Below are 13,024 nucleotides of genomic sequence, written 5' to 3'. Positions count from 1 at the left end.
ATATTTCAAATTTCAATTGGACAATATTCACAACCAATTGTTTCTCGTAGGAATGCAATATTGTGTATGGTAATTTTGGAATTAACATCAATTGAGAGCACGTTTTTTTGACTAAGCTCACTTAACATACGATTAACACTTTCTTTAGTTGTGGCGCAAAAATCTCCTAGCTCTTGGTTTGTTATAACAATATTGATTAAAATTCCATTATTTTTTTCTACCCCATAACTATTAGAAAATCGAATTAGTGTAGAATAGAGCGCACCCTTTTTCCCATTTAATAATAGATCCCGGAATTTAGATTGGAATTTCCGCATGTGAGCATTTTCCCAACGCATGAATTCAAGAGTTAGTATACTATTAGACAATAATTCTTTCTCAAGTAGATCCTTCTTAATGGCAATTACCTCCCCATCGGTGAATACGTTACAACTTAATAAAAACCTCGGGTCATCTGCCAATGAAGTTAAAGCACCATTTATAAGTATTAAAACTTGAGGTGAATAAGATGGATGAAAAAATTATGGGTGTTTTGTTAGCTGGCGGACAATCAAAACGATTTGGTTCACCCAAAATGTTTGCCGAAAGAAATGGTATTGCTTTTTTTAAACATAGTTTACAAGCTTTAGCCCCATTTGTTTCGAAAACGTGTATTGTATCACTATCTTCCGAGTGCAAAGCGTTTCTCCATTTAGATCAGAACGTTAAGATAATAACAGATTTAGAAGCATTCCAATCCCAAGGCCCTTTGGCGGGCATATTATCAGGGATGGTGTCTGAACCAGCTGACTGGTATTTGGTTGTTCCAACTGACACACCGTTTATAGAAAAATCGATAATTAAACAGCTATTGGACAAAAGAGAAAATGATAAGCAGGCCATCATTCCTAACGTAAACGGATATTTGCAACCGCTTATTGGCTTGTACCATCATTCCACTCAAAAAGTCATATTACACTTATTAGAAAATGATCAGCGTTCTGTTTTTAACCTTCTTAACCAAATTACTGTAAAAGAATGCAAATTTGATGATGATCGCCCCTTTCTAAATATTAATCATCGCAGTGATTATCACAACTATATTAAGAACGAAGAAAACACGTAATTATGCATATGGTATTACGTGTTTTCTTTGTATTTCTTATTTCGGCCACTATCCGCAATTTTAATCCCTCGTTTTGTTAGTCCTATTAGCTCTTCCAATGATTTTATTGAAAAATTATATTTAACACTAGTTTTTGAAAGACCTTCTACATCAATTGTTGGTCGACCAAATCTGTTTGATGTTCAATGAAAACAGGCATTGGAACAGAATCAAGTTGTGCTGTTCCAATGCCTGTAATTACATTTGTTAGGCCATATTCAGAAGTTATTCAGGCAATACCGACATTCCCTGTTGCTCTGCTATAACCGTAAACTGCATGAATCGTTGCTTGTTCATGAATTAATTGAATTTGTTTTATATTTTAATTTTTCAGATAATAATTCGTAGTGATTTAAATCACTTTTAGCTTACGATTAACATGTTATATTGAAAATGATAATCATTATCAATATAATGCAATTAAACTAACAAGATATTAAAAAATCGATCAAATTGGAGGAGTGTTACTTATGTCAAAGAAAGAAGTTGGTCATACGTTTTTAGCTCGTCTAGGGAAAAAAAGATTACGTCCAGGCGGGAAGAATGCAACAGAGTGGTTAATTAAAGAATCGAATTTATCATCTGACAGCAATGTCCTTGAAGTTGCTTGTAATATGGGGACAACGATGATTGATATTGTTAAAAGGTATAACTGTCATGTTATTGGTATTGATCTGGATAAAGCAGCTTTAGACAAGGCTACTTTAAATATTGCGAAACATGGTTTGGAGCGGCAGATTAGTGTTTTACAAGGTAATGCAATGAAACTACCATTTCCTGATAACCATTTTGACGTTGTTATTAATGAAGCGATGTTAACAATGCTTCAAAACAATGCGAAGGAAAAAGCGATTGCGGAATACTATCGTGTTTTAAAACCTGGTGGATGTTTACTTACACATGACGTTATGTTAACGAAACAAGATGATGCCGTAGTGGAGCAATTACGTAAAGTGATAAATGTTAATGTTCAGCCACTCACAAAAAAAGAGTGGAAGGAGACATTTGAAAAGCATTTTAACGCTACGAATAATATCTCTGGACCAATGACACTTCTTTCACCGAAAGGAATGATTAGGGATGAAGGTTTTGCTGGTACGTTTAAAATTTTTCGAAATGCAATAAGAAAAGAAAATAGACCAATGTTCTTTCAAATGTTTCATACATTTAAAACTAAAAAAGACACATTACATTTCATTGCTGTTTGTAGTAGAAAACACTAATTTTTCAAAACACCCTTTATTAGAAAGAGGTGTTTTTTTCTGTGTAATTTTAAAACTTGATATAGGTCAATTTATTTAATCAAAAAGCTACTTACAATTGGAACATAAACAATTTGAAATACTGAATCTAGATGGACTTTTACTCCTATAAAAAAATCACTCAAGTGAGTGATTTTTTTATTTAATCCAAATCTTCATCGTTTGCTGCTGAATGTGCTAATCTACTGGAAGCAGCAGCTGCGATTGCACCGACAATGTCATCTAAAAAGGTATGACATTCTCCGCGTGATTTATCATTTAGTTTTTCAAGTATTCCTGGTTTTTGCTTATCAATATAACCGTAATTTGTAAATCCAATTGAGCCATAGACATTTACAATTGAAAGAGCTATAACTTCATCTATACCATACAAGCTTTCGTCGACTTCAATTGTTTCTTGCAAAGGAGAAACTAGTTTTTTCTGCTCTGCTAAAACATCAAGTTGAATACCAGTTAAGATTGCATTTTGAACTTCACGTTTACCTAATACTTTCTCTACATTATGCTCACACACTTCCAAAGATAAGTCATCATGATAACTATTTTGTAAGTAATATACAAGGTCGGCTATGTCTTTAATTGTGACCCCTCTTTCTATCAGCCATTCTCTAGCTTTTGTTTCTAGTGTTGTTTTATTTTTTTCATCTTTCATGAAATCCCATCCATTCTCTAAAAGTATCTCTATATACTATACCCATCAGATATTTCCTTAAACTAAGAAGCTGATTTAGTTCAACCCTACCTTTCCTTTACATAGACTAAGGTAACTAATTATATATATGCATGAAGGAGAGGATTTATTGATATGTCAATAATAAACCATTACCTAGCTAATTTTCATGGTGAAGAGATAAGAATTGATAATTATTATGGTTATCAGACAGCGGATCACACATACTTTATTGTGCCAACGACTCAACCAGAAGTGGTACATTTGGAACAAGGTTGGTGTGCAGATTATTTGATTAATAAAGGTTATCTTCGAATAGCGAAGCCGATTCAAAATCTACAAGAGCAATTAATTACTGTTGAAAACGGTAAAAACTATATTGTTCTAAAAGCAAAGAAAACACAAAGAAATAACGAATTAGATGCAGCACAGCTTGCAGAATTTCACCAAACAGGAGGATTATATCCTTATACCCCAAACTATATTTCAACCTATGGTATATGGCAATCATTATGGGCAGAAAGGTTAGGCACGTTTGAAGCCTATTATGAGAAGCAAATAGAAGTTCGGCCTGTCTCAAGGTATCTCCGTTTATTTATCGATACGTTTCCCTATTTGATTGGTTTAACAGAAAATGCAATACAGTATGTACAAGAAACCAATCAAGAACACCGATTTGATAGGGTGGATCAAGGGTGTATCACATTTCAAAGGTATAACAATCAACTTGAACGAGATGTCATTTTCTCTGATCAATTCGTTTACGATCATCCTACAAGAGACTTAGCAGAATACGTACGGCCTTATTTATTAAATAACGAGAAGCAAACAAAAGCGAACGATCCAGTATATCTATTTTTAACGGAATACGAAAAACGTCAACCTTTATCTGTTTTTAGTTGGCGATTACTATTTGCTCGGCTTTTATGTCCAATTCACTTATTTGACTTCATTGAGGCATCAATGGACGTAACAGATAAGGAAGAAACTTTTTATGCATATCAGGATTTACTTGAAAAACAAAGCAACTATGAGAGACAATTAAAAGGCTTCTTTTTCCGTCTCGGGATTGATCCGAATTCCAATCAAATTCCTTTCTTAGAGTGGTAAGACTGTTTTTTCAGAAACTTTAGGCAATTGCATCTTGAATAAGTACATGGAGAGCGGTATAATGTCCACTATAGATATACACATGTGCTTTTTAAAAACACAGGGGGAGGCGTTTAATTTGAAAAAGATACAAGTAGGTTTATGTGGATTAGGCACAGTTGGAACGGGTGTTGTAAAAGTATTAGAGGATCATCAAGAACAGATCAAGCATAAGGTAGGTTGTGAAATTGAAATTTCAAAAATCCTAGTTAGTAATCTTGAAAAAACGAGAGATGTTGTCATTAAACAAGATTGGCTAACAATTGATCCTGCTGACCTTGTTGATAACCCTGAGATTGATGTTATCATTGAAGTAATGGGTGGAATTGAAGATACGAACCAATTGTTAGAACGTGCAATTCGAAACAAAAAACATATTGTAACAGCTAATAAAGACCTTATGGCTGTACATGGTCAGAAGTTGTTAAGATTAGCAAAAGAAAATAAATGTGATATTTTATATGATGCAAGTGTTGCTGGTGGTATTCCAATTTTGCGTTCATTATCTGATGGACTAGCATCTGATCATATTCAGAAAATCATGGGAATCGTGAACGGTACAACTAATTATATTATGACAAAAATGACCGATGAAGGACTGCCATTTGATGAGGTCCTAGAAGAAGCTCAAGCTCTAGGTTTTGCAGAAGCGGACCCAACATCTGATGTGGATGGACTTGACGCTGCACGTAAGATGACGCTGTTAGCTAATATTGCTTTTCGAATGGAGCTTAACTTAGAAGACGTTCGTATGGTTGGTATTCGCGGTATTACACAGGAAGATATAAATTTTGCTGAAAGCTTAGATTACACAATTAAGCTGATTGGTATTGCTTCGATGCAAGATGGTAAGGCAGAGGTAACAGTAGAACCGACATTACTACCTAAAGACCATCCATTAGCTTTAGTGAAAAATGAGTATAACGCGGTGTATGTATATGGAGAAGCTGTCGGTGAGACAATGTTTTACGGACCAGGAGCAGGAAGTTTACCAACTGCAACTGCTGTGGTATCTGATTTAATGGAAGTAGTTAAGAATATTCGTCTTGGCATTAGTGGAAACACGTACATTGATCCTCAATTTGATCATCATTTAAAGAGTGATAGCGAAAAATTCTCGCGTCATTTTATTCGATTAGAAGTTGAAGACCAAGCAGGTGCGTTCCAGGAAATCACAAATGTTTTCTCTGATGAAAAAGTTAGTTTTGCAAAAATACTACAATTACCAGGTGATCGTGAGAAAATAGCTGAGATAGTCATGGTCACACATAAAATTAGTAGAGAGCAACTATTAAAAAGCTTAGCTAATTTAAAAGGATTAGATGTTGTGAAACGTTTAATTAGTCATTATCGTGTAGATGGGGAGGAATAAAGAAATGGCATGGGAAGGTTTATTAAAAGAATATAAAAAGTATTTACCAGTGAATGATCAAACACCACTTATTAGTTTACATGAAGGTAATACGCCTTTAATAAAATTAGAAAACTTATCAAAAAAGTATGATATTGAAGGATATGCTAAAGTAGAAGGAATTAATCCAACTGGTTCTTTTAAGGATCGCGGTATGGTGATGGCGATGGCTAAGGCAATTGAAGATGGAGCAGAAGCTGTTATATGCGCATCGACTGGTAATACTTCCGCATCAGCGGCTGCCTATGCAGCAAGAGCAGGTTTACGTTGTATTATTGTTATACCAGAGGGGAAAATTGCGCAAGGTAAATTAGCTCAAGCAGTTATGTATGGAGCAGAAATTTATTCTATTGAAGGTAACTTTGATGATGCCCTGCGTATTGTTAGAAAACTTGGCGAACAAGATGGTATTACATTAGTTAACTCTGTTAATCCTTATCGAATTGAAGGTCAAAAGACTGGTGCATTTGAAGTTTGTGATGTGTTAGGACACGCACCTGATTACCTATTTATTCCTGTTGGTAATGCTGGTAATATCACGGCATATTGGAAAGGTTTTAAAGAGTACAATGAAGAGAAACAAACTGGTTTACCGAAAATGATGGGTTATCAAGCAAGTGGTGCTGCACCAATTGTCCATGATCGTGTATTTGAAAATCCAGAAACAGTAGGTACTGCTATTCGAATTGGTAACCCAGCAAGCTGGGACAAGGCCTTAAAAGCTCGTGATGAATCAGCAGGTACTATTGACGAAATTACGGATGAACAAATGATTGCAGCCTACCAATGGATGGCTGGAAATGAAGGTATCTTTGCTGAGCCAGCATCGAATGCTTCTGTAGCTGGATTATTTAAAGCATTAGAAGAAGGAAAAGTGCCTAAAGGTTCAAAAGTTGTTTGTGTCATGACAGGGAATGGATTAAAAGATCCTAACACTGCAATTGACTATAATGATATCAAACCACGTGTACTTCCAAATGAAGAAGAAACTGTGATGAAAGTAATCTTAGGTAGTGTATCGGTATGAGTTGGCTAATCAAAGTGCCAGCAACAACTGCAAATATAGGTGCTGGCTTTGATTCGATTGGTGTTGCTTTACAATTATATTTATCTTTAAAAGTTGATCAAGCGGATAAATGGGAGTTTATTCCATGTTCAGATGGAATGGATGATCTACCACTTGATGAAGAAAATTTAATTTATCAAATTGCATTACAAACTGCAAATCAATTTGGACATGCTCAATTACCAACTTCTCGGGTTGAAATGACAAGTGATATCCCTTTAGCACGTGGACTTGGAAGTAGTGCAACAGCTATTGTGGGAGGAATTGAGCTAGCGAATTGTTTACTTCAATTAAATCTTTCAATGGAAGATAAATTAGAACTTGCAACGGCAATTGAAGGTCATCCTGATAATGTCGCACCATCCTTATTAGGTGGCTGTGTCATTGGACATTATGATAAGAATTTGGATTGGATTAACGTTCCAATTCATGATTTGGTATTTTTAGCAATCATCCCTTCTTTTCAATTAAAAACAAAAGAAGCGCGAGCAGTTTTACCAGAAGAATTTGCTTATAAGGAAAGTGTTCAAGCTAGTAGTGTTGCAAATGTCAGTGTTGCTGCTATTTGTCAAGGGAATTGGAGACTTCTTGGTAAGATGATGGAAAAGGATTATTTTCATCAGCCTTATCGAAAGAAGCTAATACCACATTATGATCAGCTTGTTAATTTATTAAAAGAGGATGTATATGGCACATTTTTAAGTGGTGCTGGTCCTACAATGATCGCATTAACAACTAAAGAGGTAATCGATCGAAAATTAATGGAATGGCAAGCATCTATGCCTGAAATGAACTGGCTACCTTTAGCAGTTGAAAATAAAGGTGTACTAACAATACAGCAATGATAAAAATCCCGATTTCAGTCCCCAAACTGAAATCGGGATTTTTTAATGAACAACTCTTTTCATAAACATTGTTGCTTTTCCATATACGGACTTGAGAGAAACTACGACATAGTGAAACTTCCTTACACGCTATGTCAGCAAATGAATTCCCTTTCCCTGGGCACAGTCTCAGCTAACTCGGATAAGCAAAGGTCGCTTTCCGAGTGGATCTTCAACTTGTGGGATTGCGATTACTCATCCCACCCTAAAACATTTGTTATTCCCACAGGAGTGTCATCCATTTGCTTCCTTCGCTGGTTAGCGTATCTTTTCGACGTACTTATATATTATAATTGTTAGTTTTTCTAACTGTCGTTTCAATTACATATAACAAAGCAATCTATACTCTTATTATTACAGTGTTTCAAAACTAGCGTATCAAGTGAAATTGGCGACACTCCTGCAGGAACAGCGCGGGCTGAAGATCCACTTGGAAGCGTTCTTTGCTTCCAAGTTAGCTGAAGCCGTGCCTGCGGAAAGGGAGTCAATTTCACTTGAGTAGCGGTTCAGGAGATTCTGTTATGTCACAGTTGATGATAATTCCGACGCAAGGAACGTTATGTTTGAGTTCATAAAATTTATTCATAAAGTACAATCTTTTAGCAAACAGTCTAATAAATTATTAAAATTCATAAAAAATCATTGTATTAAGAAAAGATTACAAATCGATTAATTATATGAAAGCGAAATCAATATTAGAATTCCGAAAATCGCTTTATTCTTGTAGATTAATGTCGATATTAGAGGAAATAGGGGGGTTGCAGATTGAAAAGAAAAAGTAGTATACAGATGAAGATTCTGATTTTTGTTCCAGTTGTATTAATAGCAATTATCATATTATCATTATTTAGCTATTCGTTTGCAAAAACAGAATTACAATCGGAAATATCAGAAAAGATGTCTTATTTATCAGAAGAGGTTGTTAACGATATTGATGGACAACTAATTAGTCATCAACGTTTAGGAGAATCTTTAAGTGAAATAGTAGGAACTAGTGGTACGAATATAACGGAAGAAGAGTATGCAAGCTTATTTGAAAGATTACTCGCGTTAAATCCGGATACATTTGGAATGGGTGTTTGGTATGAACCGTTTCAATATGATGAAGATCAAGAGTATTTTGGTCCTTATGGATACAAAGACGGAGACGATGTAATCTTTACCGATGAATATGAAACGCCGGAGTATGATTATCCTAATCAAGGATGGTATACGGCAGGTGCAGATGCTGGTGAAATAGTTTGGACAGCACCTTATTTTGACGAAGCACTTAATACGACATTAATTACGACTAGTATTCCATTTTACAATCAATCGGCAGAACTGGAAGGCGTAATCTCAAGCGATATTGATATAGGTAATCTCCAAGAGATGGTTAAAACAATTGACACAGGTGAAACAGGATGGGCGTTCTTAACAGGTTCAGATCAGCAATTTCTTGTTCATCCTAATGAAGAGAATAGTCTAGATAGGACGCTAGCAGAAGATGAGACATTGCAATCTTTAAATGGTGCTATTGAACAACAAGAGTCAGGTGTTGATATCGTAACCTTAGAAGATGGGGATGCACATGTTTATTATCAACATATACCAAGAACGGATTGGACACTAGGTTTAGTTATTCCGGATAATGAAGCATATGCCTCTTTAGATGGATTATTAACCCAGATTGTCATTGTGTCAATAGTTATAATAATTTTATTTGTAATTCTTGCTTTAATTCTTGCCAGAAGACTCACAAAACCAATTAAATTTCTTAATGAAGAGGTTAGTAAAGTTGCCACAGGGGATTTCTCATCGACTATGGAAGCGAGCACGAATGATGAAATTGGCGAATTAACTACAAATTTTAATGGTATGGTCAAAAATATCAAAGAATTAGTAACTTCCGTAAGGTCTTCGGTTTATACGGTTTCAGAATCAACAGGACAATTAAGTGCGGTCTCTGAAGAAACAACGGCGTCTAGTGAAGAAATAAGTCGTGCAATGAATAGTGCTGCTAATGGCGCTACAGAGGCCTCAAGTTATGCGGAAAAGACGAATACACAAACCGCAGCCTTATCAGATCAATTGTCTAGTTTAGTAAATCAAACAAACCAATTAAAAGAGAATTCTAGCGAGGTTCAAAAACTTAATCTTCACGGTGTGGATCAGATAGAGATTCTAAAGGATACATCAGATCAATCTAATGTTGTTATTTTGTCAGTAGAAAAGGTAATTCAGAACCTTTCTGAAAAGATGAATCGAATTGATGAAATTGTTAACACAATTAGTGCTATCTCAGAACAAACTAATTTGTTAGCTCTAAATGCATCCATTGAAGCTGCAAGAGCAGGAGAACATGGTAAAGGTTTTGCTGTTGTCGCAGAAGAGGTAAGAAAACTAGCGGATGAAACGTCTTCCGCAACAGAAAATATCAGTAGTACAATTAAAAGTGTTCAACTGGAGTCAAAAGATGCAGTTAAACAAATTTCGTCATCAAGAGAAATGTCAGAAGCACAAAACAAAGCAGCTGAGGACTCCTCTCAAGCATTTAAAGCAATCTCAAATGAAAATGATCGAATGGTTGAATCAATTCAAAAAATTTCAAATGATATTGAAAATATTAATACGTATAAAGATAGTGTTGTAGAAGCTATTAGTTATATAGCAAGTATTCTTGAGAATAGTGCGGCAGCAGCTGAGGAGGTTGACGCCTCGTCAGAAGAACAGTTGACGGCTCTAAGAACAATAACAACTTCAGCAGAAAGTCTTCAAGAAACTGGTGAAGAGTTAGAAAAACTAATTGAGAAATTCAGAACATAAAAAAAGAGGCTGGGACAAAACTCAGATAAACAATAAAAAGTTGCATCTTCCAACGGTAGTTGGAAGATGCAACTTTTTTATAAAATCGAAAATTTTAGTAAGTAAAAAAGGATACCTTCTGATAAAATTAAAGTACCACACAATAACAATCGGAGGTATCCTTATGTTTAAAGATTATAACATGAATCAAGTAATTTTGCCGTTAGATTTTGAAATGAAATTACAAAAAAATGATATTGCCTATACGATCCATGACTTAGTAGAACAAATACCTGATAAAGCATTTTCTGTTTTCTTACATGAAACAGGTTGTCCTGCTTATCATCCACGCATGATGATGAAGGTTATTTTATGTGCTTACACGCAATCTGTTTTCTCTGGAAGAAAAATTGAATCATTACTGAAAGATAGTGTACGCATGATGTGGTTAGCGCAAGGTTATGAGCCAAGCTATCGAACGATTAATCGTTTTCGAGTCAATGAAGAAGTACAAGAACTGTTACGCCAATGTTTTGTACAATTTCGATGCCAACTGGTGAAAGAAGAGCTGATTGACCAGGAAGCGATCTTTATTGATGGCACCAAAATAGAAGCAAATGCCAATAAATTTACGTTTGTTTGGCGAAAAGCGATTGAAAAATACAGTGCGAATTTGGTGGAGAAATCAAATCAACTGTACGATGAATTATTGGCAAACGAAATTATTCCAGAAATAGAACGCGAAAGTACGGAAGAACTATCCACTAAAGAACTCGAAAAAGTAGTTGAGAAACTAGAGAAGACCGTTGAAGGATACGACAAACAGATCGAAGAAAGTAAAGATGTCAGCAAACGGAAGCAGCTTCGCTCTGCAAGGAAAACACCAAAAAAATACCGCAAACAGTTTAAAGATTACGTAGTACGCAAACAAAAATACGAAAAGGATAGGCTTATATTTGAAGCGCGCAATAGTTATTCAAAGACAGACCATGATGCCACCTTTATGCGCATGAAAGACGATTATATGAAGAATGGCCAATTAAAAGCAGGTTACAATGTACAAATTGCGACCGAAGGACAATATACACTCGCATATGACGTATTTCCCAATCCAACTGATGTACGCACATTCACTCCTTTTCTAGATAAAATCGAGGAAAGCTTCTTTGAACTTCCCACATATATCGTAGCTGATGCAGGGTATGGAAGTGAACAGAATTATGAAGATGTCCGCATTAATCGGGAGCGCATCCCGCTGATTACATACAATATGTATCGAAAAGAGAAGACAAAGAAATATAAGCAAGACCCTTTTAACACAATGAACTGGGCGTATGATGAAGCGAGTGATTCTTTCCGTTGTCCAAATGATAAAAAAGTGGCTTTCCAGTATCTATCTAATCGAACAGGTAAAGATAACTTCACCCGATCCTTTAAAGTCTATGAATGTGAAGACTGTTCGGATTGTCCGTTGCGTTCCCACTGTACAAAAGCAAAGGAAGGAAATAATCGAAAAATTTATTATAATGAAAAATGGGAACAACAAAAAGCATACACAAAACAGCAGCTTTCAGAAAAAGAAACCGGTAAAATCTATGGCAAACGAAAAATAGATGTAGAACCAGTCTTCGGATTTTTGAAGGCTAATTTGCGTTTCACTCGTATGTCAGTAAGAGGCAAGAAGAAAGTGGAAAATGAATTAGGATTTGCATTCATGGCGGTGAACTTGAGAAAGTACACGGCTAAGCATGCGCATGGTGCAACAAATCCTGAAAATAATCCAACAAAAAAAGATTCCGACCATCTTCCTAAGATGATCGGAATCTTTTTCGTTATTTTGGCTAGTTATGTCCCAGCCTCTTTTTTATCATCTATAGTTTTAAAATACTTGTTCAATTTCTGCTACGCCTGGAACTTCAGCCATTAATGCGCGCTCTATACCAGCCTTCAATGTGATTGTTGAACTTGGGCAATTCCCGCATGCTCCCATTAAACGAAGACGTACAATACCTTCATCAACATCTACTAATTCAACATCGCCACCATCACGTAGTAAAAATGGACGTAATTTGTTTAATACTTCTTGTACTTGCTCTTGCATCATCCATCTTCCCCTTTCTTACTTTCATTAACAGTATAACATGTTTTTATCAAAAATCTATTCTGGAGATTTACTTTTTTAGTTATATCTATTTTACCTTTTTAATAATGTTTTGTAAAATAGAATTAATAATTTTAATTGAAATTTGTTACAGTGAGGTGCGAGAGAAATGTCAATTACAATAGCAGTATATGGTGCAGAAAAAATATGTTCGAGTTGCATAAATGCCCCAAGTTCTAAAGAGACATTTGATTGGATAAAAGCAGCAGTACCTAGAAAATTTCCTAACTTTGATGATTTTGAATATGTATATGTAGATATATTTAAGCAGACAAATAATAGCAAAGAGCAAAACTGGATTGATCAGATACAAAAGGATAATTTATTTTACCCTATTATTGTTATCGATGATCAGTTTGTATGTGAAGGTGATCCACGGATTAAAGTGGTTTATCAGCAAATCGAGCAACGAATTAATGCACATGCATAGCATAACACTGAATATGTTTGTATAATAAGATATAAATACTTTGGTGCATGATGAGCCAACAGT

Annotated in this window: 10 protein-coding genes and 2 pseudogenes; 9 read left to right on the top strand and 3 right to left on the bottom strand. The window is 35.3% G+C overall.

From position 1 onward, the window contains the following. Positions 1-5: 5 nt before the first annotated feature. Positions 6-482: pseudogene (locus DM447_RS13610) on the bottom strand (Crp/Fnr family transcriptional regulator); the annotation flags it as partial. A 26-nt stretch (positions 483-508) separates the two neighbouring features. Between DM447_RS13610 and mobA the strand changes: the two are divergent. Further along, the gene (gene mobA / locus DM447_RS13605; RefSeq protein ID WP_112181736.1) at positions 509-1,105 is read left to right on the top strand and encodes a molybdenum cofactor guanylyltransferase; all 597 of its coding nucleotides are present in this window, start codon (positions 509-511) and stop codon (positions 1,103-1,105) included. Between the two features lie 509 nt (positions 1,106-1,614). Further along, complete coding sequence (locus DM447_RS13600; protein ID WP_112181735.1) at positions 1,615-2,367, top strand: class I SAM-dependent methyltransferase; 753 nt, start codon at positions 1,615-1,617, stop codon at positions 2,365-2,367. A gap of 181 nt (positions 2,368-2,548) precedes the next feature. Here the strand turns inward: DM447_RS13600 and DM447_RS13595 are convergent, their stop codons facing one another. Then, on the bottom strand, positions 2,549-3,058 hold the full coding sequence (locus DM447_RS13595) for a phosphatidylglycerophosphatase A family protein (protein ID WP_112181734.1): 510 nt from the start codon (positions 3,056-3,058) through the stop codon (positions 2,549-2,551). Between the two features lie 153 nt (positions 3,059-3,211). Here DM447_RS13595 and DM447_RS13590 point away from each other — a divergent pair, with 153 nt between their 5' ends. The 6 genes and pseudogenes from DM447_RS13590 to DM447_RS13565 all read left to right on the top strand — a co-directional run bounded on the left by DM447_RS13590 (position 3,212) and on the right by DM447_RS13565 (position 12,247). After that, positions 3,212-4,186 carry a protein kinase family protein gene (locus DM447_RS13590; RefSeq protein WP_112181733.1) on the top strand — a complete coding sequence of 325 codons (975 nt, stop codon included), beginning with the start codon at positions 3,212-3,214 and terminating at the stop codon, positions 4,184-4,186. Between the two features lie 118 nt (positions 4,187-4,304). Continuing rightward, entirely contained in the window at positions 4,305-5,597 is a 1,293-nt protein-coding gene (locus DM447_RS13585) for a homoserine dehydrogenase (RefSeq protein WP_198671300.1), read from the top strand. Positions 5,598-5,601: 4 nt separating this feature from the next. Next, on the top strand, positions 5,602-6,663 hold the full coding sequence (gene thrC, locus DM447_RS13580) for a threonine synthase (protein WP_112181732.1): 1,062 nt from the start codon (positions 5,602-5,604) through the stop codon (positions 6,661-6,663). Beyond that, positions 6,660-7,547 (top strand): homoserine kinase, encoded by an 888-nt coding sequence (thrB, locus tag DM447_RS13575; RefSeq protein WP_112181731.1) that lies wholly within the window; start codon positions 6,660-6,662, stop codon positions 7,545-7,547. Before thrC ends, thrB begins: the two co-directional genes overlap by 4 nt. 804 nt (positions 7,548-8,351) lie before the next feature. After that, positions 8,352-10,391: a methyl-accepting chemotaxis protein gene (locus DM447_RS13570; protein WP_241964525.1), complete on the top strand. Its 2,040-nt coding sequence runs from the start codon at positions 8,352-8,354 to the stop codon at positions 10,389-10,391. A gap of 163 nt (positions 10,392-10,554) precedes the next feature. After that, positions 10,555-12,247 (top strand): annotated as a pseudogene (locus DM447_RS13565) (IS1182 family transposase). A 2-nt stretch (positions 12,248-12,249) separates the two neighbouring features. Here DM447_RS13565 and DM447_RS13560 read toward each other — a convergent pair. Beyond that, positions 12,250-12,474: a NifU family protein gene (locus DM447_RS13560; protein WP_232824104.1), complete on the bottom strand. Its 225-nt coding sequence runs from the start codon at positions 12,472-12,474 to the stop codon at positions 12,250-12,252. Positions 12,475-12,640: 166 nt separating this feature from the next. Between DM447_RS13560 and DM447_RS13555 the strand changes: the two genes are divergently transcribed. Then, the gene (locus DM447_RS13555) at positions 12,641-12,961 is read left to right on the top strand and encodes a YuzD family protein (protein WP_112181729.1); all 321 of its coding nucleotides are present in this window, start codon (positions 12,641-12,643) and stop codon (positions 12,959-12,961) included. The last annotated feature ends 63 nt before the right edge of the window (positions 12,962-13,024 follow it).

It is taken from the genome of Paraliobacillus zengyii (genome assembly GCF_003268595.1).
GTDB classification, from domain to species: domain Bacteria; phylum Bacillota; class Bacilli; order Bacillales; family Amphibacillaceae; genus Paraliobacillus_A; species Paraliobacillus_A zengyii.
The sequence above is the reverse complement of the archived record's forward strand: the minus strand, read 5'-3'. Positions and strand labels throughout refer to the sequence as shown.